Origin of the sequence: Dyadobacter luticola (genome assembly GCF_005860805.1) — a bacterium.
GTDB lineage: Bacteria > Bacteroidota > Bacteroidia > Cytophagales > Spirosomataceae > Dyadobacter > Dyadobacter luticola.
Window position 1 is genome coordinate 579,967 of record NZ_VCEJ01000002.1, and the last position, 24,488, is coordinate 604,454.

Annotated in this window: 25 protein-coding genes; 13 read left to right on the plus strand and 12 right to left on the minus strand. The window is 47.0% G+C overall.

Going from position 1 to position 24,488, the window contains the following annotated elements; all coding sequences use genetic code 11:
- Positions 1 to 22 precede the first annotated feature (22 nt).
- The 5 genes from FEN17_RS02390 to FEN17_RS02410 form a co-directional block, all read right to left on the minus strand.
- Positions 23 to 457: a response regulator gene (locus FEN17_RS02390; RefSeq protein WP_138363706.1), complete on the minus strand. Its 435-nt coding sequence runs from the start codon at positions 455 to 457 to the stop codon at positions 23 to 25.
- A 334-nt stretch (positions 458 to 791) separates the two neighbouring features.
- Positions 792 to 1,181: a hypothetical protein gene (locus FEN17_RS02395; RefSeq protein ID WP_138363707.1), complete on the minus strand. Its 390-nt coding sequence runs from the start codon at positions 1,179 to 1,181 to the stop codon at positions 792 to 794.
- Positions 1,182 to 1,199: 18 nt separating this feature from the next.
- On the minus strand, positions 1,200 to 2,360 hold the full coding sequence (locus FEN17_RS02400; protein ID WP_138363708.1) for a serine hydrolase domain-containing protein: 1,161 nt from the start codon (positions 2,358 to 2,360) through the stop codon (positions 1,200 to 1,202).
- Positions 2,357 to 3,562: an acyltransferase family protein gene (locus FEN17_RS02405; protein WP_138363709.1), complete on the minus strand. Its 1,206-nt coding sequence runs from the start codon at positions 3,560 to 3,562 to the stop codon at positions 2,357 to 2,359. Before FEN17_RS02405 ends, FEN17_RS02400 begins: the two co-directional genes overlap by 4 nt.
- 99 nt (positions 3,563 to 3,661) lie before the next feature.
- On the minus strand, positions 3,662 to 4,216 hold the full coding sequence (locus FEN17_RS02410) for a DoxX family membrane protein (RefSeq protein WP_205748092.1): 555 nt from the start codon (positions 4,214 to 4,216) through the stop codon (positions 3,662 to 3,664).
- A 133-nt stretch (positions 4,217 to 4,349) separates the two neighbouring features.
- On the opposite strand from FEN17_RS02410, the gene FEN17_RS02415 reads away from it, so the two are divergent.
- Complete coding sequence (locus tag FEN17_RS02415) at positions 4,350 to 5,093, plus strand: beta propeller repeat protein (protein ID WP_138363710.1); 744 nt, start codon at positions 4,350 to 4,352, stop codon at positions 5,091 to 5,093.
- 42 nt (positions 5,094 to 5,135) lie between these two features.
- On the opposite strand, the gene FEN17_RS02420 is transcribed toward FEN17_RS02415, so the two are convergent.
- The 3 genes from FEN17_RS02420 to FEN17_RS02430 form a co-directional block, all read right to left on the minus strand.
- Positions 5,136 to 7,610: a TonB-dependent receptor domain-containing protein gene (locus FEN17_RS02420; protein WP_138363711.1), complete on the minus strand. Its 2,475-nt coding sequence runs from the start codon at positions 7,608 to 7,610 to the stop codon at positions 5,136 to 5,138.
- Between the two features lie 84 nt (positions 7,611 to 7,694).
- Positions 7,695 to 8,951 carry a sensor histidine kinase gene (locus FEN17_RS02425; protein ID WP_138363712.1) on the minus strand — a complete coding sequence of 419 codons (1,257 nt, stop codon included), beginning with the start codon at positions 8,949 to 8,951 and terminating at the stop codon, positions 7,695 to 7,697.
- Positions 8,952 to 8,962: 11 nt separating this feature from the next.
- The gene (locus FEN17_RS02430) at positions 8,963 to 9,637 is read right to left on the minus strand and encodes a response regulator transcription factor (RefSeq protein ID WP_138363713.1); all 675 of its coding nucleotides are present in this window, start codon (positions 9,635 to 9,637) and stop codon (positions 8,963 to 8,965) included.
- A gap of 281 nt (positions 9,638 to 9,918) precedes the next feature.
- Between FEN17_RS02430 and FEN17_RS02435 the strand changes: the two genes are divergently transcribed.
- Genes FEN17_RS02435 through FEN17_RS02445 form a run of 3 tightly spaced genes read left to right on the plus strand, consistent with a single transcriptional unit; the run spans position 9,919 to position 13,431 of the window.
- The gene (locus tag FEN17_RS02435) at positions 9,919 to 10,257 is read left to right on the plus strand and encodes a PadR family transcriptional regulator (protein ID WP_138363714.1); all 339 of its coding nucleotides are present in this window, start codon (positions 9,919 to 9,921) and stop codon (positions 10,255 to 10,257) included.
- The gene (locus tag FEN17_RS02440; RefSeq protein ID WP_171037819.1) at positions 10,254 to 12,917 is read left to right on the plus strand and encodes an ABC transporter permease; all 2,664 of its coding nucleotides are present in this window, start codon (positions 10,254 to 10,256) and stop codon (positions 12,915 to 12,917) included. Before FEN17_RS02435 ends, FEN17_RS02440 begins: the two co-directional genes overlap by 4 nt.
- Before the next feature lie 58 nt (positions 12,918 to 12,975).
- Positions 12,976 to 13,431 (plus strand): ferritin-like domain-containing protein, encoded by a 456-nt coding sequence (locus FEN17_RS02445; protein WP_138363715.1) that lies wholly within the window; start codon positions 12,976 to 12,978, stop codon positions 13,429 to 13,431.
- An 80-nt stretch (positions 13,432 to 13,511) separates the two neighbouring features.
- Here the strand turns inward: FEN17_RS02445 and FEN17_RS02450 are convergent, their stop codons facing one another.
- Together FEN17_RS02450 and FEN17_RS02455 are read right to left on the minus strand one after the other, a co-directional pair.
- Positions 13,512 to 13,760: a hypothetical protein gene (locus FEN17_RS02450; protein ID WP_138363716.1), complete on the minus strand. Its 249-nt coding sequence runs from the start codon at positions 13,758 to 13,760 to the stop codon at positions 13,512 to 13,514.
- Between the two features lie 35 nt (positions 13,761 to 13,795).
- Positions 13,796 to 15,040, minus strand: a complete 1,245-nt coding sequence (locus FEN17_RS02455; protein WP_229208659.1) for a PQQ-dependent sugar dehydrogenase — start codon at positions 15,038 to 15,040, stop codon at positions 13,796 to 13,798.
- A 305-nt stretch (positions 15,041 to 15,345) separates the two neighbouring features.
- On the opposite strand from FEN17_RS02455, the gene FEN17_RS02460 reads away from it, so the two are divergent.
- The 5 genes from FEN17_RS02460 (at position 15,346) to FEN17_RS02480 (ending at position 20,580) form a co-directional block, all read left to right on the plus strand.
- Positions 15,346 to 15,771: a DUF4345 domain-containing protein gene (locus tag FEN17_RS02460; protein ID WP_138363717.1), complete on the plus strand. Its 426-nt coding sequence runs from the start codon at positions 15,346 to 15,348 to the stop codon at positions 15,769 to 15,771.
- Positions 15,772 to 15,906: 135 nt separating this feature from the next.
- Complete coding sequence (locus FEN17_RS02465) at positions 15,907 to 16,803, plus strand: helix-turn-helix domain-containing protein (protein WP_138363718.1); 897 nt, start codon at positions 15,907 to 15,909, stop codon at positions 16,801 to 16,803.
- Between the two features lie 99 nt (positions 16,804 to 16,902).
- Positions 16,903 to 17,724 carry an SDR family oxidoreductase gene (locus tag FEN17_RS02470; protein ID WP_138363719.1) on the plus strand — a complete coding sequence of 274 codons (822 nt, stop codon included), beginning with the start codon at positions 16,903 to 16,905 and terminating at the stop codon, positions 17,722 to 17,724.
- 127 nt (positions 17,725 to 17,851) lie between these two features.
- Entirely contained in the window at positions 17,852 to 19,297 is a 1,446-nt protein-coding gene (locus FEN17_RS02475) for a DUF1800 domain-containing protein (protein ID WP_138363720.1), read from the plus strand.
- Between the two features lie 65 nt (positions 19,298 to 19,362).
- Complete coding sequence (locus FEN17_RS02480; RefSeq protein WP_138363721.1) at positions 19,363 to 20,580, plus strand: DUF1501 domain-containing protein; 1,218 nt, start codon at positions 19,363 to 19,365, stop codon at positions 20,578 to 20,580.
- A gap of 127 nt (positions 20,581 to 20,707) precedes the next feature.
- Here the strand turns inward: FEN17_RS02480 and FEN17_RS02485 are convergent, their stop codons facing one another.
- Complete coding sequence (locus tag FEN17_RS02485) at positions 20,708 to 21,130, minus strand: winged helix-turn-helix transcriptional regulator (RefSeq protein WP_229208660.1); 423 nt, start codon at positions 21,128 to 21,130, stop codon at positions 20,708 to 20,710.
- Between the two features lie 88 nt (positions 21,131 to 21,218).
- Between FEN17_RS02485 and FEN17_RS02490 the strand changes: the two genes are divergently transcribed.
- The gene (locus tag FEN17_RS02490; protein WP_138363722.1) at positions 21,219 to 22,082 is read left to right on the plus strand and encodes an SDR family oxidoreductase; all 864 of its coding nucleotides are present in this window, start codon (positions 21,219 to 21,221) and stop codon (positions 22,080 to 22,082) included.
- A 43-nt stretch (positions 22,083 to 22,125) separates the two neighbouring features.
- Here the strand turns inward: FEN17_RS02490 and FEN17_RS02495 are convergent, their stop codons facing one another.
- Positions 22,126 to 22,860, minus strand: a complete 735-nt coding sequence (locus tag FEN17_RS02495) for a GAF domain-containing protein (RefSeq protein WP_229208661.1) — start codon at positions 22,858 to 22,860, stop codon at positions 22,126 to 22,128.
- A gap of 86 nt (positions 22,861 to 22,946) precedes the next feature.
- On the opposite strand from FEN17_RS02495, the gene FEN17_RS02500 reads away from it, so the two are divergent.
- From FEN17_RS02500 to FEN17_RS02510, 3 genes are all read left to right on the plus strand, one after another.
- A complete protein-coding gene (locus FEN17_RS02500; protein WP_138363723.1) occupies positions 22,947 to 23,558 on the plus strand; it encodes a Crp/Fnr family transcriptional regulator in 612 nt (203 codons plus the stop codon).
- A 58-nt stretch (positions 23,559 to 23,616) separates the two neighbouring features.
- Complete coding sequence (locus FEN17_RS02505; protein WP_138363724.1) at positions 23,617 to 23,994, plus strand: DUF4267 domain-containing protein; 378 nt, start codon at positions 23,617 to 23,619, stop codon at positions 23,992 to 23,994.
- A 131-nt stretch (positions 23,995 to 24,125) separates the two neighbouring features.
- Entirely contained in the window at positions 24,126 to 24,446 is a 321-nt protein-coding gene (locus FEN17_RS02510) for an ArsR/SmtB family transcription factor (RefSeq protein WP_138363725.1), read from the plus strand.
- Positions 24,447 to 24,488: the final 42 nt, after the last annotated feature.

Sequence of the window (24,488 nt, forward strand, 5' to 3'; positions counted from 1 at the left end):
ACTGACTGAATAAGTGGCCATTTTACGGGACAGCCGCAAAATTATTCGGAGCTGCGCACTGTTTCCAATAATCGACTATCAGCCTGATTGTATTTTTAATATCTTCCATTTTCGACGGTTTTATAAAAAAGCCCTGTGCGGAAGTACTATAAGCGTCAATAACAGCCTTTTGATTAATTGCCGTCGTGAAATAGATATATGGAATGCATTTAAGGCTGAGCGCTGCATCAGTGTGTAATTTTCGCCTTAGTTCAAGTCCGTCGAGCTTGGGAAGATTGATGTCAGACAGAATCAGAAAAGGAAGGTCTGTGGTTGTATGCAGATGCTCCAATGCTGATAGTCCGTCGGGAAAATAAAGACGTTGGTTACTATAACCGAGCTCATTGAAGACTTCCTCTAAGATAAATTGATCGTCTTCGTCATCTTCAATGATGATAATGGTGCCATTTTTATTCATGATTCTGGTTTTTTGCATTTCGGAAAATATCCTAACACCTCGCTTACAAATTTTTGTTGATGTGTGGTGGATACGGCCCTTAAACAAATTATACCAGACAGAGATAAAGACCTTGGGTTACTGCCCTGCCTCAAACTTTTAAAGTGAAAACGCGCCATAAGGCGATAGCGCCGACATCATGAAAACCCAACTAACTATTCAAGGCAGTTCAATTCGAGGAATCGCATCATTTTACGAGGAGATCAACAGGGTCTTTGTCAAACCCGGAATGAGGTAAATGGCAGAATGAATAATAGGAGGTTAAATGCGGGTTAGAAAACATAAAAAACATGAATCACCTCCTGAAAAACGAGAGGATAACATTGACTAGAAAAATGATCTGAGCTGCCGCGAATGTAAACAAAAGCGCGAAAAAAGTTTGGAATGCAATGTTAGCATTGGACGCCAGTAGCGCAATAATGGTGAGTGTAACGATGGTTATTGCAATATGCAAGAAGGACATTGAATAATTAAGCTTCTTGCCGGCCTTGCGCATCATCCAATAAATTAGCCCGAAAAAACCTATCAAAATAGCTACCGCACCAGCATATTGAATGATACCGAGTACATAGTAGGTATCATAAAGCTGAAAATCGATCGCATGCTGTTTGAATAATAGCCCTGCTAGCAGAATTATGGGTATGCTTAACCAACATACTGCGTGAGGTGAGGTTGAAGTACTCATAATTAAATCCCAAAATTCTCAAAAACTATACCTTACCAACTGTCGAAAATCTAAATTTGGTTGGATGGTTTTGTCGAACCCGGCTTGGGTGAAGATGAGGCCATAGAAGTTTCTTTTTCGATTGATCCAGCCATGGATTCCCTTTGCACTCATGATTACCACTTCTTCCGCAACCTTATTAGAGATTTCGGCTCTTGTCATGCCTAATCCATAGGTTTGATCCACACCGTTCGTATTGTCGCGTTCCATGATGTCAACTGAACTGGATTTAAGCACTCTTACTCCCCCATAAGTGCCTTTATTATACATCATTGTCAAAAATCGAAGGTATTCATTCATAGAACAAACAACCCCATAACCAGTTGCTGGATTGGCGACGTTTTCCGGACTGTAAACGGCTTTTCCCATTTGACATTTAGAGCCAATTCGCTCCCAGAAGATTTGCGCCCACGGTTTTTTTTCAACGATCTCTGCCACGCGCGATGCGACGCTGAAAGATACGCTGCCATAATGTGACTGCGTGCCGGGTGCAAATAATAATGGAGTCCTGATCGCAATACTATCTATATTTTGTGAAAGCGTTATATTGTTGCGGGTATCGAATGTTGATTCCGTGACAATTCCGGAGGTGTGGGTTAATAATTGGCGGATCGTAATGTCTTTTTTGTCATTTTGAAAAGAGGCAATGTATTTACTCACCTTATCATCAAGTGCCAAATTTCCCGATTCCACAATACTCATGATCACCGCAGCCGTAATTGTTTTTGAAGCAGAGAAAATGGGCAACGGGGTTTCAGTATTATAAATCCCTTTCTGATAACAAAATAAGGTGGAACCTTGCCTCCCGATATAAACAACCAGATTGCTATCATATTTCTGGGCATTTGCATCGAGGAAACCGCGAAATTTTGCCTTTGAATTTGAAAGTGCGTTAATCGGAAAGTTATTGCACGGTTTCAAAAACATCAGGTTTTGAAGATCGCGGTCTGTTCCAAATGCTGAGACGGAATCACTAACCAAACCGAGTTCCGCGTTGCAGGTTACACACGTGCTATCGACCGGATTAATGACTACTGGGGTGGTGACATCGGGGATGGTATCTACCGGTTTTGGGGCACTATGATGAGTTTCACAAGCCAGACTCAGCGCGGCGATAAAAACAAGTAATGTTCGTTTCATGAATGGCTGACAGGAATAACATTAGGAAATATCTTATGTCTCAAACTCATGAAAGGCAATTCTATAAACCGGTACATCAGGTAAGCGACTATGTAGGTGAAAAAATATGTTCCGGCAAAAACGGCAGCCTTTGAAATGCCTAATTCAAGTCCCTCCGCGTTATACCAGTCTGTCGCTAAATCTATCATTAATAAATGCATCAAATAAAAGGAGTACGACGTCTTGCTGATATTGGTAATTATGTTTACGGTAATTTTTCCCGGACGCGGACATATCGATGCGTAAGGCAATATAAGTGCAAAACCACAGCAAAATAGCGGAAGAAATAATACATCAATAAAAATATTAGCCTTTCCGCCTGCGACAGTCTGGTCGACAATTACAAAGCAGATCAGGACAAGTGCAAGACCAGCACCGAGCAGTATTTTCCTTATTTTTTCACTGTAATGATTTTTGTCAACTAAAAAAGCGGTCAGACATCCGTAAGCAATTGCGTCCAGCCTGAAAGGGACAATCTTTCGCATTTGATCCCAATCGCCTACGGGTGTTGCGAAAGTTTTCCAGCTTGGATAGATGAAATTTTCAGTAATAAGATAGTTGATCAAATCTTGCTGATAAACAATATGGTAAATCAGCTTGGTAAATAATCCGAAAATCAGAAAGGCGAATACTACTGTAAGGAAAATCCGGTCCCTGTTTCTGAAATCCGATATTAAATATCCCACCGTTATCATTAACAAAGGAAACAACAAATAGAACCACTCTTCCACGGCAAGGCTCCACGAATGTGGAAAAAAGCCGGGAACAGGCGTAATGATATTTTGAATAAAAAATAAATAGAAAACCTTGTTGTGGGTAGATCCTGAAAAAGAATTGTAGATGGCAAAAGCCGCAAAATAAGCGGGCAAAGTCCGCAGCCATCGATTAACCCAAAAGACCCGGACTGCTTGCCAGTTAAGTTCCGGTTTAAACATGGTGCGAAGTATAATGCGTCCGATCAGAAAGCCGCTGAGTACGAAAAAGGCTTCTACACCAAATCCCAGATAACCGAAGTAGTTAAAGATGTTTGTGAATGGATTGATTGATACGGAATGTGCTAAAAAAACCATTATTACGCAACAGGCACGTACGAGATCTAATCCAAATAACCGTTCAATTTTCTTAGAAACTACACGGTAAGGGGGAGTAAAAGTTTCGATCATGAGAGGTGAGAGTAAGATGTCCAGGACGAAGATATAAGGTCTTCAAATTAATTGGACATTTTACAACTAAAAAAAAAGGAGCCGTGTAGCTCCTTTATTTTAAATTCGCGCACTGGCCACCTCTCTATAAACGCCAGGTACTCTTTTAGTTAACGTGCTGCGCAGGCTTTGAGGCCTTGCGACTATCCTTGCGCCTGTCCAGGTGGAGGCAATGACCATTCCTGCTGCAATCAGAATAATATCTTTAATAATATATTGGGCTTCCAAAGTTGGCGCGTGAACCGGACCGGGAAAAAGTTCTGCCGGGTACAAAAGCAGCGGCGACATAGCCCCTATCATTTGTAAAGCAAGCAACCAAACCCCAACCCGCAGGAGCATACCGGTTAAAAAGCAGAGGCCGATCACACATTCGAGGCCAGCTACGAATATCATGGCTGTATGCCCGGAAAAGATGCCCAATGTCAGGACGGTTGTAGTGCGTGTTGCCAGCGACTGGATCGGACTGATGCCATTGAAAAATTTGAGGACACCAAATCCCACAAAAACCAGCCCCATCGAAAAGCGAAGAACATTAATGCTGTTGGCTACGAGCCATTTGTTGATGGCAGTGTCAAGCTTGTCGAAACGGTCAAACAAATTGTGCGTGTTATTCATGATGAAGACGTTAAGTTTTAGATTTCCCTTATGTACGCCGGTGGTCACTTAAAAAGATTTGTGGTGTTGAATTAATTATCTTTTTTGAAGTATAAATATGTAACTTAATGGCAACTAAACTAACTGAATACACATGAAGGTCTTTCTTTACGCTTTCTTGCTGCTTGCAGCATTGTCTTGTAAAAAATCCGATGTGGATATCGTTGAAAGCGACACGGTTTTGAGTGAATATCCGGATTGGTATACCTTAAAATCCCCGGTAGATCGCCAGATTGAAGGTGTTTGGGGCAATTACGACAAAACGGTGCTCATCTCAACCATGTCGAAAATCTTCCGGACTACCGATCAGGGAAAGCATTGGGACTTGGTTCACGAGCAGTCGACAGGGATGTTTGGCGTTGTGCAATATCAGGACACGCTGTTCACCATGAGCGGGTTGTCCAACCAAACCAGGGATAAATCATCCCAGCAGGTTTTGGTACAGGCCGATAATTTCAGCACCGACGATGGCAAAACCTGGCAGAAATACACCGCGATAAATCCTGCTTTGGGAGAAATCCCCGAATTCGATTCACCCGAAAAATTTCTGATAAACCCGATTGTTGCGCCAACAAAAGTTACCTACCAAATCTTCAAAGCCTTCCGCGACGAAAATGCAACCGTGGGAAACTTTACCACTCCCGGCGTCGTGAAGTCAACAGGCGAAAGAATTGATCTTCCGCAGCTTCATCAGCTCCAAAGCCTCTACTTCGATGATCAGCAGCGGCTATACATCGTCGGAAGTGATGCGGTGTGCGGCACGGAAGAGTCATTTAAATTTTGCAATAGCAAAGGGGGACGGGGTGTGGTATACGTTTCCAAGAAGGCATTGCCGTAGTCAATGTAATATTCTGACGGCGTTGTTGAGAAACTGGACAACTCAATTATCCCCGCTCGGGGCGCTGTGCAGGAAGTCGTTGCCTTGTTCTTTGCCTCTCTTGAATTCCAGCTTGCCGAATTTGTAGGTGAGACTCACGCCGAATGAGCGGTAGGGGACTAGTACCGTGTTTTTTGAAATGTAATTGCCTGTGCGGATTGTGGTTACCTGGCTGATGTATTTGGTAAAAGGGTTGGTGGCGGTGAGCCCGATGCTGGCATTTTTGTGATAAAACTGTTTGCGGAAAGCAAAGTTGTAAGTCAGCTGCTGCGGGCGTTTACCCTGGATCGTGTTGATCGCCGAAGAATAATTTCCAAAACCTTCTAAAACCAGGTCCTTCGGCAGCAGGTAAGTCGCATTGAGGTTGAAGCGCCAGTTGGTACCATTCGTCACATTGCCGCCGAGCAGGTCATTCACGACGCGTTTCTGTGTGACCATCAAATTTCCGCGCAAATTCAGCTGACTGGTAATCGGCATTGAACCTGAGATGCTTACACCCGAATTATATTCGATCCCGATGTTCTGCCGGTTGGTGACCGACACATTTACATACGTCGAGTCGCCGATCACATAAGTGGGGTAGAGGATGGTGTAGGGTTTTACATCATCCGTGTTGATCCGCTCGATCAGCGCGATGTAGACATTGCCGCCGTTTTTGAAGGATTTGTTGTAGCCCAATTCAAAATTATTGCCGATCTCCGGTTTCAAAAGCGGGTTGCCGGTGGTAATGTTGTACGGGTCGCTCAGGTTCATAAATGGGTTAATGTCCCGGTACTCGGCCCTTTCGATGCGGCGGGTGAATGCCAGTTTCAGCGACTGCTCGTCTTTGAAATTATGTGAGAAAATCAGCGAGGGCACCAGGTTGTTATAAGACGGGATCGCCGTATTCGGGTAGTCGATTTTTACGTCGGTATGCTCAAAACGAGCCCCGGCTTTAACATTTAAAAACTTGAAAAGCGAAAAAGTGGTCGACAGGTATCCCGCATAAATTTTCATGTCATACCCCAGCTCGTAAGACTGTGCCGGATCGGGAATGTATTGGCTTAATGCTGGCTGAAAAACGCGGATGTCAGCCACACTGCTGATGTTTTGCAGAACCGTTTTTACCCCGGTTTCAATGATGAAATTCTTTCTGATCGGGTGGGCGTAGTCGATGGAAATGTTGGTTTGTTTGTCATTGCCGGGCGTATTTCCCGAAGTCCCGGCGAAAGGAATTTGCTCCGACGCCAGGTTCTGGACCTGGTTGTAGCTGGCGCGCGGCTTGCCAAAACTGGAACTGTAAAGCACATTCAGTTCCTGGCCGTCTTTGGCAAATTTCTTGATGTAGTTTAGGCTCCAATCGATCGCGCCGATACCGCCTTTGCTGGACGAATTGCGTAAAATGTTTGACGCCGCAATTGGCACACCATTTTGGCCCAGCAATGTTTGCGAAATGTTGGTTACCCCGCTGCTGCTGTTGCTGAAATTGTTGTAACCTACGGCACCGATCAGGTTGTCTTTTTTCGACAAATTCCAGTCGAAACCGATGCCCGAGCGGTAGCCGCTCCGCTGAAAATCCTGGTAACCATTTTGCAGCAAATGCGTTTGCGTGTTGTCCGCCACATTAGTCGAAAGGCGGTCCTGCGCGCTGGGCGTCCGGGAACTGAGCTGCTTGTTGCCGCTAAAAAAGGCATTAAGTCCAAAATTATTTTTTCTGAAATTCAGGTTCAGAGAGCCATTTTCAAGGCGGGTGCCGGCGGCCAGGTTAATGCTGCCATTTACCCCTTGCAACCGGTTGTCTTTCAGGATAATGTTAATGATCCCGCCCGTACCCTGGGCATCGTATTTAGCGCCCGGACTGGTGATGGCTTCAATACTTTTGATCTGGTTGGCGGGAATCGAAGCCAGTGCGTCCGTCAGACTGTTCCCAAAAACACTGGAAGGTTTGCCATTGATCAGGAAGCGCACATTCGGATTGCCCTGCAACTCTACATTGCCATCGATATCGACGGATACCTGCGGCACTTTTTTCAGGACATCCAGCGCTACGCCCGCCTGCGAAGTCACATCATTCGCTGCATTAAAAACGATCTTATCAATCTGATTTTCAATGATCGCCGCCCGTCCGGTGACCGTCACTTCCGCCAAAGTTTTCACGGTGGGTGTCAAGGCAATGTTACCCAAATCCACCGTCTTTCCACTTACGCCCATCTGAACGTTGGTGACCGATTTTTTTTCATAACCAATAAAATCAATGTTCACCGTGAATGTGCCGGTGCTGAGACCGGTGACCTCGAAGTACCCCGTCGAATCTGTCACCGCACCGTTGACCACTTTATTGGAAACCTGGTCGGTGACGCCTACGGATGCGTATTCCACTGCTTTACCGGTTGCGGCATCGGTGATTTTTCCGGAGATTTTAAGGTTTGATTTGCTCTGGGCGAAAACATTCGCGCAGATAAACAGGAGCAGGACGGATAAGAATATGGGTTGCTTCACGGGATGGCATGTTATGAAGCAAACTTAGAATGCGATTCTGGAGAATTTTTAGAGAAGCCGTCGCGTAGCTGTTTTTTTATAAAACTAATCCCACCTTAATGTAAACCGGTGCAAACCAGCATTGTAACGATATTGAATGTCAATCGAAAGCTGTTCACAGATTTGTTTCACAATAGACAAGCCCAGACCATTGTGCTGGCTGTGCTGTTGTTCCTTGTAAAATCTGCGGAAAAGCCGGTCGGTATCCAGCGGCTTTTCCGGGCCGGAATTTTCAATGTAAAATTCTTGGGGTAACAGTTTTATAGCAATCACGCCGCCTTCCTTGTTGTGCCTGCCCGCATTTCCAATCAGGTTTGTCAGCAGGATATCAATCAGTTGCGGGTTTGCAGTGATCGTCGCGGGATGCAGCTCGGAGGTGATCAGCATTTCGTTATTCCGCCAGAATTCCTGAAACTGAGAAAGCTTTTCCTGCACATTCTCCAAAAGATTCACCTGTCCGGTTTCTGCATACTGTTGGTTTTCAATCTTAGCCAAAAGTAAAAGCGACTGGTTGAGTTTGGTGAGCCGCTTGATACCCGAATACACGCTGGTCAAAGCCTGGATCTGTTTCTCCGACAGGCCTTCCTCCTGGATCACCAGGTCAAGTTTCGAGCGGATAATTGCCAGCGGCGTCTGTATCTCATGGGACGCGTTTTCAGTAAATTCTTTCAGGACCTGATAGTCGGTCTCCGCATTCGAGATGGTTTTTTCCAGCAGCGCATTCATGTACGTGAACTCCTCAATGTCTGTCGCGGGAAAGTCGGGAATGTTGTTTTTGCCTAATTTAAATGTCTTCATCGCCGCCAGCGCACTGTAAAAAGGCGTCCATAAACGTTTTAAAATGATCAGGTTAAGAAAAATGGAAGTTGCGATGATGAGGAGCAGCATTGCCAGCGTCAGCCCAACCACCGTCCGTGTCAGTAACTTTACACCCTCGATCGGCTTGGCAATGGTGATCCGGAAATTTTCGGTTTTCGTTTTTTGAATGTAGGTCAGCTGGCGGTATTTGTGGGAACGTTTCTCAACCCGCTCGGCAATAAAAACAGTCGACAAATCTGCGTAATTGTCTGCCTGAATGGTCTTTTGATAGGCAACCCGCGTCTCATCCATCGTGTTGATCGGTGGCAGCTTGCCTTCCTTTTCTACATATTTTTCAATGCGGATCTTGTAATCATCCAGCGCCTCGTCGAGCTCATGTACCAGCACATAGTTTACCAGGAAATAATAGCAAATACCCGAAAACACGAAAAGCAAGACCATGACAGTCAGGTTAATGCGGTTATATCTGGTGAAAAGTTTCATCCGCCGGAAGATCAAAAACTGAATTTGTAGCCCATGCCGTAAACGGCCTTAATGTAGTCATCGCAACCCGCATGCATCAGTTTCTTGCGCAGGTTTTTAATGTGTGAATAAATGAAATCGTAGCTGTCGGCCATATCAATATCATCACCCCAAAGATGCTCGACGATCGCCTCTTTTGTTACCACGCGGTTTTTGTTGCTCAGAAAATACAGCAGCAGTTCATACTCTTTTTTAGTGAGCGCGACAGGCTGCTCGCCTGCTTTCAAAACCCTATCAGAAAGGTCCAAGGTGAGCGGGCCGATCGCTACCCGGGTTTTGCCATCGAAAGATTTTCGCCTGACAATCGCCGCCACTCTCGCACCCAATTCGGCCAGGTGAAAAGGTTTGGTGAGATAATCATCCGCGCCGGTATTGAGTCCTTTGATCCGGTCGTCGAGTGAGTTTTTGGCGCTGATAATGAGCACACCTTCGGACTTGTTCATCGCTTTCAACTCTTTCAAAATATCCAGCCCGCTGCCGCGCGGCAAGGTAATGTCCAGGATAATGCAGGCGTATTCGTTGATCACCACCTTATCCAGCGCAGTGGGAAAATCGTAGGCCGTTTCACAGCTGAATTGTTCCGAATTGAGATAGGTACAAATGCTGTCTGAAAGCTCTTTTTCGTCTTCAATAACCAGTAATTTCATGGATTGGCTTGCTTGCTTACAAATACCAAATATTCGTCCACAATCTGTATTATTTCTGGATTAAAATCACAGCAAAACAAGTTTGAGCATAGGCAAATTTTCAAATAGACTGTAAGTCATATCTGCGAAATGTTGTTTTGGTAGCGAACATTCAAATGTCCGGTATCGGACAGGAAACAGAAATGGTGTCGATAGTAAATATCTATTAGTCAATACATTATAAACAATAAACATTTGTGGCCTGACATTTTAATCAGCAAAAGTAGAAGTAATAAAAACCGATGAAACGAACATACTTAGGTGAGTTTGAAGAGATCGTTCTGCTGACCGTTGCGGTGATGGAGGGACGGGCATACGGCGTGGTGCTGATGCAGGAAATTATGGAACAGACTCGCCGGGAAGTGAGGCTGAACCAGGTTCATTCGGCTTTGCAGCGGCTGGAAGAAAAGGGGATGGTGAAATCCGAAATGGGCGAGCCCACCGCCGAAAGGGGCGGAAGGCGCAAAAGGTTGTTCAAAGTGACGGCATTGGGGCAGCGGACCCTGCGCGAAATTCAGGATGTACGCGTAAGTTTTTGGGACAGACTCTTGAATCCGTTAAAGCTTTCCACCGATTTATGAGCCGGCAAGACGAACTTTCCGAACCACCGCGGCTGGCCGATAAGCTCCTTCGCTTTTTTTGTGCGCCGCATTTACTGGAATCGATTCAGGGCGACCTGCACGAAGCCTTTGCATATAAAGCCGAAACTGCCGGCATAGAGAAAGCCCGCCGCGACTACTGGTGGGAAGTACTGGGGTTTTTCAAGCCCAGATATATCAGGCGAAAAAATTCGGCGCGCCAGCCATACGATGATTATTCTTATAACCCTTTATTCGGTATTGATATGCTAAAAAATTATTTAAAGATCGCGTTCAGGAACCTCGTGAAAAACAGAGGTTATTCGGCCATAAATATTGGTGGCCTGGGCTTGGGCATGGCTGTGGCCGTGCTGATCGGGTTGTGGGTTTACGATGAATTCGCCTTCGACAGGTACCATCAACATTACGATCGCATTGCTAAGGTCATGCAGAAAGGTGCTCTCAACAATGAGGTCTTCTACAACGAGTACATGCCGGCACCGCTGGGAAATGAGCTTGCTGCGAAGTTTGCGGATGACTTTGAACACGTGGTCATGTCGTCGTGGACCAGCGAGCATATCCTGGCGTATGGAGAAAAGAAATTCACCAGAAAGGGTAACTACCTGAGCGCCGGAGCGCCCGATTTGTTTTCCCTGAACATGAAACAGGGGACGCGCCGCGGGCTGAAAGATCAGAACTCCATCATGTTGTCAGAGTCGGTTGCACAGGCATTATTCGGGACGGCTAATCCGATAGATCAGATCGTGAAGCTGGATAATAGTATGAACCTCAGGGTTACAGGTGTTTACGAGGATCTTCCCTATAACACCGAGTTCAGGGACCTTTCATTTATCGCACCGTGGAGCTTGTATGTTGCCACGCAGGATTGGGTCAAAACGGCCATCGACAACAATCAATGGAACAACAATTCGTGGCAGGCGCTGGTGCAGATCAGCCCAAAATCAAGCTTTGAAGCGGTATCGAAAAAGATCCGGAATTTAAAGCTGCAACATGCACCCGAGACGGCATTTTACAAGCCGGAGCTTTTTCTTCAGCCCATGAAAAAATGGCATTTGTATACTGGCTGGGACAAAACCGGAAACCTGGACAGCCGCATTCAATATGTCTGGCTTTTTGGCATTATCGGTGTCTTTGTGCTGCTGCTTGCCTCCATTAACTTCATGAACCTGAGTACGGCCAGGTCCGAAAAACGTGCCAAGGAAGTGGGTATCCGAAAAGCAGTCGGTTCCTACCGCACGCAGCTGGTCAACCAGTTTTTTACGGAGTCACTGATGGTTGTGGGCCTGGCTTTTATACTTTCCATGTCGCTGGTCATCATCATTTTGCCTTTTTTCAACGAGGTGGCAGACAAGAAGATCAAGTTTCCGGTCGATAATGCCTGGTTCTGGTTGTCAGGACTGGCATTTACATTGGTTACCGGCATTTTCTCGGGAATATATCCCGCGTTTTACCTTTCCTCATTTCAGCCTGTAAAAGTTCTGAAAGGCGTGATCAATGTCGGTCGCTATGCCGCCATCCCGCGCAAAGTGCTGGTTGTTTTACAATTCACCGTTTCTGTTACCCTGATCATCGGGACCATCATTGTGGTCAAGCAAATCCAGCATGCCAAAAACCGGCCTATCGGTTATGATCGCGCCGGACTGATTACCGTAAATATGAATACGCCCGAGTTGTATGGGCATTACAATGCATTGAGGGATGATTTGCTGAAAACCGGCGCCGTGGTAAATATGTCCACTTCATCCACGCCGGCCACGGATATGAATTCTTCCAACGGCGGATTTGAATGGGAGGGCAAGGATCCGAATCTGAAGGAAAACTTTGGCACGATCGGGGTGACCCATGATTTTGGTAAAACAGTCGGTTGGGAATTTATCAGTGGCCGCGATTTATCAAGGGAATATGCCACAGACTCGTCAGGAATGGTGCTGAATGAAAAAGCGGTGAAATACATGGGCCTGAAACATCCTTCCGAAATCGTCGGTAAAATCATGAAATGGAACGGAAAGCCATTTACCGTGGTAGGGGTGATCAGGGATATGGTGATGGATTCGCCTTTTCAGCCGGTTTATCCGACGGTATTTATGCTCAACTACAACTGGGCTAATGTCATCAACATTAAGCTGAACCCGCACCAGTCCGCCGCCAGTTCCCTGGCAAAAGTGGCCACCGTTTTCAGGAAGTTCAATCCCGGCAGCCCGTTTGATTACAAGTTCACCGATCAGCAATATGCGCTCAAATTTGCAACAGAAGAGCGCATTGCCAAGCTTGCCTCAGCCTTTGCGATCCTTGCGGTTTTAATCAGCTGTCTGGGATTATTCGGGTTGGCTTCTTTTACGGCGGAGCAGCGGACCAAGGAAATCGGCGTCCGGAAAGTCCTGGGCGCGTCCGTGGCAAACCTCTGGGCATTACTATCCGGCGATTTTGTGAAACTGGTGATTTTATCCTGTGTCATTTCGGCACCAGTAGCCTATTATTTCCTCAGCGCCTGGCTTTTAAAATACGAATACCGTACCGAAATCTCGTGGTGGGTTTTTGTTGCTGCTGCCTCCGGGGCAATGCTGATCACCATGCTTACGGTTAGTTATCAGGCAATTAGGGCCGCACTGCTGGATCCTGTGAAGAGCTTAAAGAGTGAGTGAGGCGGTGATTCTGGCATGATATTCTTAGAGCATTTTTTAAACAAACAAAAAAACCATCATGGCAACTACAGAAAATGCAACCGGCGTATTACATGAACTGATCGAAATCAACAATGACCGCGTAGCCGGCTTTGAAAAAGTGATCGCCGATATCAATGACGAAAACATCGACCTGAAAGCAATCTTTGAAGGATATGCGCAGCAGAGCAGAAAAAATGTGCAGGAATTGTCCGCTATCGCGGGTTCTGCCCCACATTTAGAAGATGATAACAGTGTAGCAGGTACTTTGCACCGCGCATGGATCGATGTAAAGGCGCTTTTTGGCGGCAGCGACCGTGCCAGCATTCTATCAGAAGCTGAGCGTGGTGAAGATGCAATTAAAAAAGCATATCAGGATGCATTGAATTCTGCGGAACTGCCTTTTGACGCACAGGAAATCGTTAGAAGCCAGGCGCAGGATATCAACTCAGCGCATGACAAAATCAAACTTTTGCGCGACGCGGCTAAGGCTTAATTTCAGCAAAAGCCGGATTTAGAAGGCATTAAACCGCCCTGATTGTTCAGGGCGGTTTCTTTTTTAAAGTCTGGTCGCTGTCAGGAATTGCCTTTTGCGTCCCAGTGGTCTTTAATAATGTTTTGATCCTGGTCACGGATTAAAACACGCACAAACCTTTCGCCCCTCACACGTCCCTGTGCATCGCGGTTGCCGATGAATAACATGACCGGATTTCCTTCCTCATCTGTTTTGAAACTGATATCATATCGCTCAAATTTTTGATGAAGCATTTGTCCGGGTGCGTATTTTTTGCTCAGTTTTTTGAGCAGCTTTTCTCCGATTTTCATGTCTCGTATTTTTTATTGACCGCACTTTGTTGCCCTTACTTACCTGTGTAGGAAACCCGGTATACCACACCATTTGTATCGTCGGAAAACAACAGTGATCCGTCTTTGTGTACCGCTACGCCCACCAGTCTTCCGAAGTGTGCCCGGTTATTATTGACAATGAAACCGGTCACAAAGTCTTCAAACCTTACAGGTTTTCCGTTCTCAAAATGCATCCTGACAATCTTGTAACCAACCGGCTTGCTGCGGTTCCAGGAGCCGCGCATCGCTACAAATGCATCATTCTGATATTCCGCAGGAAATCCTGAACCATTATAAAATGCCATACTCATGGGCGCAGAATGAGCCTGATACGTGAGGGTAGGCAAGGTGGTTTTTTGCAGATATTGCTGGTAAGTCGTGTCACCTTCGGGCCGGTCGCCCGGGTTGTACTTGCCTTCACCATAAATGTATGGCCAGCCATAGTCAGCGCCTTGTTTGATCTGGTTCACTTCTTCCTTCTGCTCGTCGTCGCCCAGCCAGTCTATTCCGTGGTCCATCCCCCACAACTCGCTCGTTTGCGGATGCCAGCCAAAACCGATCGTGTTCCTTAAACCTTTTGCAAAAACTTTGCGGTTGGAGCCGTCTTCATCCGCCCGCAGGATGGTCGCGTTTTCACCATTTGGTTCAGGACAGGAATTACAAGTGCTGCCGACAGTAAGGTACATTTTATTATCCGGTCCAAAGCCAATCGTCCGGTTGGGGTGCTGGCCACCATCCGGCAAGTCGCTGATCAGCATCCGCGGCTGCCCAAGTGTACCATCCGGGTTCATATCCGCTACATAAACCTCCTTTACCGCCACCATGTACATTTTTCCATTGTGAATCGACAGCCCGTGCACCTGCTTGATGGTTGCCACTGTCTTTTTATTGTCAGCAACACCATCATTATTATTGTCTGTAAACATCATTACGATCCCTGCTTCCCGGTCAGAGGCATATACCTGTCCCTGATCACCGACTACCAGGATCCTTGGTTTGCCGACTCCATCCGTAAACTTATTCACAGCAAATCCTGCCGGCACTTTCAGCTGTGCAATGTTGGCATCGGTAGCAGGTTGTACCGCCGGATAAAACACATAACCCTCAATCTGCGTCGACGTCGGTTCCTCATCCGTTTCAGGGATAAATGATTCCCAAAAACTGTCACCGTCCTTACACCCGGTCACTGCGACAGCCAAAATGAGTACCAGCATGCTAGCCTTCCCCATCCATTTCCAAATCCCATAATTGTTTTCCATGTTCGTTTGTTTGTTGATAAATATGTATTCTGGCCGGGCAGATAAACAAAATACGTGCGCATTCTAAATCGGCGAAATTTCGAATGTGCGCGTGTAATGCGTTCTACATTCCGGGAATTGTTTTGAAAATTAAAATACGGATTTGGCAGTTACGCGTGTTGCTATCGATTCACAGTTCAGCTCCAATTTCCCACAACTAAGCCATCGAAATCGCCGGTTGGCGGGTTAACCCTTCTAACAACTGCGTGTCCTTGATACTTTTGAATCGATAATTCTTTTCATCGTCTCAATCACAATCAATCAATATGCGCAGACCAAAACTTCTCGAAAGGGCCGCCCAGGGCTTCATTTTCTTATCCGCATTGGCATTGCTTTCCGTCAGTGCCATGGCTTTAAAAGACCCTCAGTCGATCATGGACCTGGTAAGTGTCAAACTTACCAACAATGATGCATTCAGCTCAATAAGAGGCATTTACGGCGGCGTGAGCCTCACCTTGGTTATTTGTTTGCTTTACCTGATGTTTCATCATGTCACCGGCGGATTAGCCTTTTTGTCTTTGCTTTGGGGTTTTTATGCCTTGTCAAGAATCATCACAATATATTCAGAGGGCCCCCTCGGATCATTCGGCCAGCAGTGGTTACTGATCGAATCCACACTAGCCGTAATTGCGATCGCGCTATTCTGGGCAATGAAAAATGCGGAAGATTTGAAGCCTGCTGAGGTAAAGTAAACCGGGGAGGAGGAGTGCCTGACTTCGGGGTGATCGTGTCCTGCTAAATGTTGGAATCCGTGTTTCGCGTGGGATCCGAATTGTTTCATTTCAAAATGCGTTCGGGAACAGGGACATTGTTTCTCGTTACTCGAAATGATTTTAACACAACCAATACAAGTTTTTGCACCGGAGCTTTCCGATGTGAAAGATCCGACTGCTGGCTACTTTATCGCCGTCAGGCTGGACGATTTCTCGGAGGAAAGCCTGGTGGCGAGCACGGTTTACAGCCGCAAGGATTTTTACAAAATCTCCCTCATCACCGGGCACTCGGATTACCATTATCGTGGGGAAGTTTACCCGTTGCGGCCCAATGACTGGGCTTTGGTTTTTACAAACACCGAGATACCGTATCGCTGGGACCTGCACGAGGAGAAATGCCGGGGTTTCAGCTGTTTGTTTACAGAAGATTTCCTGCCCCTGCATACACACATTCGCCCGGCAGACTGGGATGTTTTCAACGGAAATGCGCAATCTGTTTTTAAGTTAGATGAAAGAGAGAAGCTTCATTTTGAAGGAATTTTTCAAAAAATGCTGGCAGAACAAGCTTCCGTTTACACGCACAAGTATGACCTGCTTTTCCTGTACGTTTTGGAATGCATTCATGGCGCGATGAAGCTGCAACCTGCAACCGAGCCGCGTCCCCAAAATGCGGCAGCAAGCCTGGTCAGGTCTTTCAAGGATTTACTTGCCAGCCAGTTCCCGATCGCCTATCCGCATCAACAGATCGGCTTGCGCTCGCCCCAGCAATTTGCCGACAAGCTCGCCGTGCATACCAATTATCTCAACCGCGTGGTAAAAGAAGTGACTGGCAAAACCACTTCACAGCTCCTGACCGAAAGGTTAATGCAGGAAGCGCACGCGCTGGTTATTCATTCCAATTGGACGATCGGCCAAATCAGTTACAGCCTCGGGTTTGACGAGCCGACGCATTTTGCCCGCGCTTTCCGGAATCATACCGGCGTCCCACCTTCTTCTTTGCGCCAGTTATAGCAATGGTTTGACCGAGGTCAGTTTTGGTTTGATCATGGTTAATGCTCGTTTCCTCCCGCTGGTAGTTTTGTATTTCAAAACTTACAAAGCGATTTTACTATGAAAACCTGGTTTATTACAGGCACCTCAAAGGGCTTGGGAAAAGTACTTACTGAAAAATTACTGGCAAAAGGAGATAGGGTGGTTGCAACAGTCCGGCAGGCAAATGCGCTGGACGAATTGAAATCGCAATACCCGGATACATTATGGGTTTACATGCTTGATGTCACGGATACTGCGGCCATCAAATCGGTGGTTCGTCAGGCATTTGGGGCAGCGGGCAGCATTGATTATGTCGTAAACAATGCCGGATATGCGCTATTCTGTGCCGTGGAAGAAGCCGGCGATGAGCAGATTCGTCAGCAAATAGATACGAATGTGATAGGCTCCATCCAGGTTATCCGTGCTGTTCTGCCTTATTTCAGAAAGCAGGGTTACGGTCGTATTTTGCAAATTTCCTCCGCTGGCGGGCAAACGACCTACCCGAATTTCGGTTACTATCACACCACCAAATGGGCGATTGAAGGCTTTTGTGACACCATTTCCCAAGAGCTCAAACCGCTCAACATTGGCGTTACCATCGTAGAACCCGGCGCACATCACACCTCCTTTGGCTCTGCCATGGTTACCGCCCCAGTAATGGAAGCCTACGATCAGACGCCCGCCGGGGACGTCAGAAGAGCCATCGCCGAGGGCGCATTCCCGATCAAAAACGACGTGCATGTTACGGTTCAAGCCATCATCGACAGCGTCAATGTGCATCCCGCGCCACTCAGGCTAGCTTTGGGCGGCGATGCTTACCGGGACGTCCGCGCATCTTTGGTAGCCAGACTGGAAGCACTGGACGCGCAGAAAGATCTCGCGCTGGCCAGTGAAAAATAGGGTAGGTTCGCCGGCTCGTCTGCGGGCTTGATACCATTTCTGTGAAGTTGCAGTTTAAACCTTGTGCGGTTTTTAAAGTCATAGACCTGAAAACCAAGGCAATATTTTATCCTGCAAATTTTTCTTCATGGAAAATATCATCAAATCGGAGCGGTTGCGACATCTGTACTGGCGGGCTGGGTTCGGGGCAAGCCCTGAGCAATGGTTGAAAGAAGACCGACCTGTTAAAAAAGTGGTGGAAGAAATGTTGGGTAACAAGCATGGCTTTCAGCCACTGACGGTGGTAGATGCCGACCAGTTTGTGAGAAACAAGACACCCAAAAAACGGATCGCTGAGGGCGGGCTCAATCGAGACGCCATTAAAATGCGTGTGAAGGAAAATGCGGAACACATCCGTGACCTGAATGTGCGCTGGGTGGAAAAGATGGCTTCGGGCGAGGATGTTCTTCGGGAGAAAATGGCTTTGTTCTGGCATGGGCATTTCGCCTGCCGTGTGCTCAATCCGGTGGCGGTGCAACATTATCTGAATACGGTCCGGCAACATGCGCTCGGCAATTTTGCAGATTTGCTGATGGCCGTTTCAAAAGAGCCTGCGATGCTTCAATTTCTTAATAATCAGCAGAACAGGAAGAATGCGCCCAATGAAAATTTTGCCCGGGAAGTAATGGAATTGTTCACATTGGGACGCAGTTCCGGAGAATATACCGAAGCCGATATCAAAGATGCTGCCAGGGCTTTTACAGGCTGGGGATATAATGTCAGCGGCGAATTCATTTTCCGGCAAAATCAGCATGACGATGGTGAGAAAACGATCTTTGGTCAGACCGGCCAATTCAAAGGCGAAGATGTGATCCGGCTTTTGCTCGAAAAAAAGCAGACAGCCAATTTTATTACAGGCAAAATATATCAGTTTCTGGTCAGCGAACAGACGAATAGTCCGGAAGTAAGATCACGGATCAAAATGCTTGCTGAAAACTTTTACAAATCGGACTATAACATTGCGGGGCTTCTGAAAAGCATTCTGACCGCCGATTGGTTCTACGACCCGAAAATCCGGGGCAGCCGCATCAAATCACCCGTTGAACTTGTCGCCGGCATGCAGCATACCTTAGGGCTGGTTTTTGAACAAAAGCAGTCGCTGATCTTTATCCAGCGCACATTGGGGCAGGTCTTGCTTTATCCCCCCAATGTAGCCGGGTGGCCAGGCGGGCGAAACTGGATTGATTCTTCAAGCCTCTTGTTCCGGATGAAATTGCCTGACCTGGTTTTGAAGTCCGGCGAGGTAACCCTGCAGCCCAAGCAGGACGGCGACGTCAATACAGAATTACTGGCCAGGCGCGGCAGTGACCTGATGCATGTAAAGCTGGACTGGAATGCATTTGAGTCCGCATTTTCGGAGATTAAATCTGACCAACTCTTCGAAGCTTTGGCGGCCTGCCTGATTCCGTTACCGCTGGAAAAAACACAGCGAGAGCTCATATTGAAAACCGCCGGAAAAAGCAGCTCGCGCGGTGAACGGATCAAAAATCTCACCATCGCATTGATGGCTTTGCCGGAGTATCAGCTTTGCTAGATGGAAATTCGTAGCTGCGTATAAGTGTGTGCGTTCTTAGTTTTATCAATTAAATGGCATTGGAAATGAAACGACGGGAATTTTTAAAAAGATCGGCTTTAACGACTGCCGGAACCATGATGATTCCTTCTTTTTTGAAGGCTTATGAACTGGGGCAGATGAATGTGGGTGCGGCAGGTAGCAAAATTTTGGTAGTAATTCAACTCTCTGGCGGCAATGACGGACTTAATACGGTTATACCTTTCAGAAATGACATTTACTACCGGGAAAGGCCTTCCCTGGCAATTGCTCGCGAAAAAGTATTGGCGCTGAATGACGAGATGGGGTTCAATCCGGCACTATCACCATTGAAAGAACTCTATGATGAAGGCTTGGTGCGGGTGATCAACAATGTTGGCTACCCAAATCCCGACAGGTCACATTTCCGCTCCATGGACATCTGGCAGACAGCCAGCAGTTCCGACCAATACTTGCAAACCGGCTGGGTAGGACGCTACATGGACGCTGCCTGCTCGGGTGCCGGCGGCTGTGCACCGCACCGGGCGGTGGAGGTGGACGATACGCTCAGTCTGAGCCTGAAAGGAAATGCGGTAAATGGCCTTGCCTTGCTCAATCCCAAAAAACTGTATAATCAAACCCGCGGCGGAATGGTGAAAGAATTGGCGCAAACCAGTAGCTCAAAAACACCGGATAACCTGGGTTATCTGTACAAAACGCTGGCTGAAACCGTATCCTCCGCAGCCTATGTGTACGATCAATCGGCGAAGTCTGTCCACCAGACAAAAGGGACATACCCCGCGCATGAGTTGGGGAAACGACTGAAAACGGTATCGGAACTAATTCAGTCAGACACAGTTACACGGGTTTATTATGTTTCCATTTCGGGTTTCGATACACATGTAAACCAGGCAGGTCAGCAAGAAAGGCTTTTGCGGCAATATGCCGAGGCGGTAAAGGCATTTATGGATGATATGAAGGCAACCAATCGCCAGGATGATGTTTTGGTGATGACTTTTTCAGAGTTTGGTCGTCGGGTAAAGCAGAATGCGAGTAATGGTACGGACCACGGCACCGCCAACAACGTTTTTCTGGTAGGAGGGGGTCTCAGCAGCAGCGGCCATATTTACAACCAGCCGCCAGACCTGGATAATCTAGAAGAGGGCGATTTGAAATTCTCTGTTGATTTCCGGAGCATTTATGCAACCCTGCTTGCAGATTGGCTGAATGCAGACGCTCAGGCTATTCTTGGTAATAAGTTTCCTAAACTGGATCTTTGGTCCTAGCAATTATTGGCAGTGCAGGCAGAATTTCAGAAGATTCTCTCACGTGGTTGCTAACGAACCATTCGAAAGCAGCTGCCAGTAATTTTCTGAGCCATCGGCAATGTTCCCTGATGGGCGCCGGCTTACGTCAGGCGTTGCGGGCAAGCTGCTGGTACTTCTCCACCGCCGCATCTTTGCCAGTCCGAAGTTCATCCAGCAGGCCAGGGTCAATGTCGGTCGTATAATGCCGGGCTCCCCACAGGATGTGCGACACGATAATCGGCACGATATCTAACCCTTTTTCCGTCAATCGGTATGTGAATTTTGATTTTTTATCAGCGGCTACTTCCTTGGTCAAGATGCCCTGCGATTCCAGGACGGCCAGACGATCGGCCAGCACATTGGTCGCGATTTTTTCTGCTGATTGCAGAAACTGCCCGTAAGTAGACTTTCCTGCAAACACCATATCCCTGAGAATGAGCAGGGTCCACTTGTCCCCCAGCACGTCGAGCGAGGTGCTGATCGGGCAGGCAGAACGTTGTTTTGGCTCTTTCATAATAAATGAATTCATTTTTACTTGCTTTTTGCAAGTATTATTTTTTAACTTTACACTTGCAAATCGCAAGTAAATATAAACTGTTTTTTTTAATTCTTTTATTATGATTTTAGTAACAGGTGCCACAGGCGGTTTAGGACGCCAAACCATCGAATTTTTGCTCAATACTACCCCGGCCTCACAGATTGCAGCTTTGGTACGGGATGTTAACAAAGCTACGGACCTCGCTGAGCGTGGTGTAGACGTCCGGCAAGCCGACTACCTTGATGAGGCTGCGCTGGTGCGGGCCTTCCAGGGCATTGATAAGGTGTTGCTGGTTTCGGCAGTAGCCTTTACCGACCGGGCACGCCAGCACAGGAATGTCATCGACGCCGCCAAAGAAGCCGGTGTAAAGCATCTGTTTTACACCAGCATCCAGCGCAGTACGAATTTTGTCATGATGGAGGTTACAGAAAGTGACCTGGCTACGGAAGCCTACCTGAAAGCATCCGGACTTGCTTACACCATTCTCAAAAACGGCTACTATTTTGAAGGACTGGGGTATATGATTGGCAGCGAAGTGCCGGAAGCGGAGATACAGGTTCCGGCGGGAGAAGGCAAGATCGCCTTAGTGAGGCGTAGCGAACTGGCTGCTGCCACTGCCGCGCTGCTTACCAGTGAAGGACATGAAAATCAGGAGTATACCCTGTCAGGCAGCGAAGCGTATTCGTTTCACGACATTGCCCGGGAATTATCTGCACTGGCGGGCAGGCCTATTTCTTACAAAAGCATCGGGCAGTCAGAATTTGTTGCGCAGAAAGTGGCTGCAGGCTTGCCAGAAATCGTTGCCAAATTTATTGGCCAGTGGGCCGCTGCGGCAGAACATGGCATGCTGGCGGGAACCAGTGACATTGTGGAGCGTCTGCTGGGCCGCAAGCCCACATCGCTGCGGAAGTATCTGAAAGCAACTTACTTTCCGGGTACCTGACGTTTTTCAACGACAGCCCAAGTTACCGAGCTTTTACAGACAATTAGGAATTTGCCAGCAAGTCAAGAGTTGCCTGTAACTTGCTTATTGCGAAGCTGGGTTTAAAGGTGCTTGAAGGAGTATCATTATTCCCTTCGCTATCTGTTTTCAGCTCATGCAAAACATCGGAAACATGCTCGGAAATCAAATTATGAAGGTTTTCAACTTCCGCATGTCGCTCCTGTAGTGCATGCTGGATTGCCCGCATCGCTTTGTCAGCGGATTTCAATTCGATCAGGTTTACAACATGCCTGGCCAATATCTGCAACGCGAGAAGCTGTTGTTCCGTCAGCTCCCTGGGTATATGGTCGATCACGCAAAGCGAGCCGAGGCCAAATCCTTTGCTGTCTATGAGCGGTGCGCCGGCGTAAAATATGACATTCGGGTCATCGGTTACGAGCGGGTTTTGTGCAAACCTCTCGTCTTCGCGGGAATCGGGTACGATAAAAACCTGGGATGGATTCTGGATTGTATGGGTGCAAAATGCAAATTCCCTGGGCGTTTCTTTGACAGCCAAGCCATGGTTTGACTTAAACCACTGGCGGGAATCGTCCACCAGACTTATTAGGGAAATGGGTGTTTTGCAAATTTCAGATGCGAGCTTGGTGATATCTTCATACTCTTTTTCAGGGAGTGAGTCGAGAATATCATATCCTTTTAAAGCGGCGAGCCTTTCTATTTCTGCAGGTGTGATGGACGTTTCAAACATGGTAATGATCTCTGCCAAAAGATACGGCATAAATGCAAAGATGCAAATTTTATCGACCGGGCTCCAAATTAGGCGGGACTTATGAAAAGTCTCAGATTAATCCGAAATTGGTTTCAATGAATGCTTCGCTCAACCCGCTTATCGAGACCATACGATCAATAGTACCGCTGACTCCGGCAGATGTTACTCTTATCGAGACTTTGTTCCAGCCTTTGCTGCTGAGGAAAAACGAATATTTTGTTCAGTCCGGACAAGTTTGTCAACATGTAGGCTTCATTCAATCAGGTTTGGTCCGGTATTTTGTCAACCAGGACGGCGACGAAAAGATCTATGACTTTGGTTTGGAAAACGACTTTGTCTGTGACTATGAAAGCTTCGTCCCGCAAAAGCCCTGTCGGCGCGACATTCAGGCTATTGAAGATTCCAGTCTTTGGGTGATTTCATGGACCAATCTGCAACGTCTGTTTTCCGAACTTACTTATGGTGAGCGCTTTGGCCGGATCGCTATCGAGCAGGTTTTTGTCAGGACGATCGGGCAGTTGGTCTCACTTTACACGGATTCGCCAGAGCGCCGGTACCAGGCATTTTTAGATGAGTATCCAACGCTGCCGCCCCGGATTACACAATACCATATATCTTCCTTTGTTGGGGTCAAACCGCAATCGCTGAGCCGGATACGGGCGCGATGGGCGGGGAAGGATTACAATCGTCTTTCTTCACCTGAGTGAATGCACAGGCAGGGGCTGCTGACCAATTTTGTGCTGTACTTTAAAAACGCACAAGATCATGTCAACACAACCTATTTCTTCTTCACTCAGGCTGATAAGCCTGCTACTTGGTTTGGGAATGCTATTTATTGGCGCCCGTTTCCTGATTGCCCCGGAAGTCGGTGAAGCCGGATTTGGCCTGCACTATGACCAGCCGAATTATGCTTTCCACAGCATTAAGGGCATCCGGGACATTTTCTCGGGACTGCTCATCGTGCTCTTCGCCTGGTCGCACGACCGCAGAGCGTTATTTCTGACCTTATTGGCCGGCTCCATCATTCCTTTGGCTGACATGATCACTGTCTGGCAAACACCAGGCAGTAATCTGTGGGCCATGCTTATTCACGGAGGGACCGTCGTTACACTGTGGGTGATGAGCTATTTTTTAAGGCATTAAATAAATCAAACATTCATTACAAAGATTTGGGAAACCAGTCGGTTGTATTATATTTGCAACCGACTGGTTTCTTTTTGTCTATACAAGAAGATCTTAATCAAACGGTTTTTATAACGATCAACAAACATTTCATGAGAAGAGATATTTTCCAAGCCATCGCCGATCCTACCCGAAGAGCAATCATCTTACTGATCGCGGTACAAGCCATGACACCCAACGCGCTTGCCGAGCATTTTGATACCACCCGACAAGCGATTTCCAAGCATTTGAAGGTACTTATACAGTGTGAGCTGGTTAAACCACAACAACAAGGCAGGCAGATTTACTATCAGCTTGAAGTTGAAAAAATAGATGAAATAGACCACTGGCTGCGACAATTCCGAAAAATCTGGGAAAGCCGCTTCGAACGTCTGGACGACCTTTTAACAACACTTAAAAAACAACAGCAATGAAACCTAATCTTCAATTTGATTTTTTGGCAGACAAGCAAAATA

Coding starts and splice junctions, on each gene's coding strand:
- FEN17_RS02415 (WP_138363710.1), top strand. CDS start 4,350: ATGAAGGTCTTTCTTTACGCTTTCTTGCTGCTTGCAGCATTGTCTTGT.
- FEN17_RS02445 (WP_138363715.1), top strand. CDS start 12,976: ATGGCAACTACAGAAAATGCAACCGGCGTATTACATGAACTGATCGAA.
- FEN17_RS02495 (WP_229208661.1), bottom strand. CDS start 22,860: ATGCCGTATCTTTTGGCAGAGATCATTACCATGTTTGAAACGTCCATC.
- FEN17_RS02505 (WP_138363724.1), top strand. CDS start 23,617: ATGTCAACACAACCTATTTCTTCTTCACTCAGGCTGATAAGCCTGCTA.
- FEN17_RS02475 (WP_138363720.1), top strand. CDS start 17,852: ATGGAAAATATCATCAAATCGGAGCGGTTGCGACATCTGTACTGGCGG.
- FEN17_RS02500 (WP_138363723.1), top strand. CDS start 22,947: ATGAATGCTTCGCTCAACCCGCTTATCGAGACCATACGATCAATAGTA.
- FEN17_RS02405 (WP_138363709.1), bottom strand. CDS start 3,562: ATGATCGAAACTTTTACTCCCCCTTACCGTGTAGTTTCTAAGAAAATT.
- FEN17_RS02435 (WP_138363714.1), top strand. CDS start 9,919: ATGAAACGAACATACTTAGGTGAGTTTGAAGAGATCGTTCTGCTGACC.
- FEN17_RS02410 (WP_205748092.1), bottom strand. CDS start 4,216: ATGAATAACACGCACAATTTGTTTGACCGTTTCGACAAGCTTGACACT.
- FEN17_RS02425 (WP_138363712.1), bottom strand. CDS start 8,951: ATGAAACTTTTCACCAGATATAACCGCATTAACCTGACTGTCATGGTC.
- FEN17_RS02440 (WP_171037819.1), top strand. CDS start 10,254: ATGAGCCGGCAAGACGAACTTTCCGAACCACCGCGGCTGGCCGATAAG.
- FEN17_RS02460 (WP_138363717.1), top strand. CDS start 15,346: ATGCGCAGACCAAAACTTCTCGAAAGGGCCGCCCAGGGCTTCATTTTC.
- FEN17_RS02430 (WP_138363713.1), bottom strand. CDS start 9,637: ATGAAATTACTGGTTATTGAAGACGAAAAAGAGCTTTCAGACAGCATT.
- FEN17_RS02400 (WP_138363708.1), bottom strand. CDS start 2,360: ATGAAACGAACATTACTTGTTTTTATCGCCGCGCTGAGTCTGGCTTGT.
- FEN17_RS02455 (WP_229208659.1), bottom strand. CDS start 15,040: ATGGAAAACAATTATGGGATTTGGAAATGGATGGGGAAGGCTAGCATG.
- FEN17_RS02450 (WP_138363716.1), bottom strand. CDS start 13,760: ATGAAAATCGGAGAAAAGCTGCTCAAAAAACTGAGCAAAAAATACGCA.
- FEN17_RS02510 (WP_138363725.1), top strand. CDS start 24,126: ATGAGAAGAGATATTTTCCAAGCCATCGCCGATCCTACCCGAAGAGCA.
- FEN17_RS02485 (WP_229208660.1), bottom strand. CDS start 21,130: ATGAATTCATTTATTATGAAAGAGCCAAAACAACGTTCTGCCTGCCCG.
- FEN17_RS02490 (WP_138363722.1), top strand. CDS start 21,219: ATGATTTTAGTAACAGGTGCCACAGGCGGTTTAGGACGCCAAACCATC.
- FEN17_RS02390 (WP_138363706.1), bottom strand. CDS start 457: ATGAATAAAAATGGCACCATTATCATCATTGAAGATGACGAAGACGAT.
- FEN17_RS02480 (WP_138363721.1), top strand. CDS start 19,363: ATGAAACGACGGGAATTTTTAAAAAGATCGGCTTTAACGACTGCCGGA.
- FEN17_RS02465 (WP_138363718.1), top strand. CDS start 15,907: ATGATTTTAACACAACCAATACAAGTTTTTGCACCGGAGCTTTCCGAT.
- FEN17_RS02395 (WP_138363707.1), bottom strand. CDS start 1,181: ATGAGTACTTCAACCTCACCTCACGCAGTATGTTGGTTAAGCATACCC.
- FEN17_RS02470 (WP_138363719.1), top strand. CDS start 16,903: ATGAAAACCTGGTTTATTACAGGCACCTCAAAGGGCTTGGGAAAAGTA.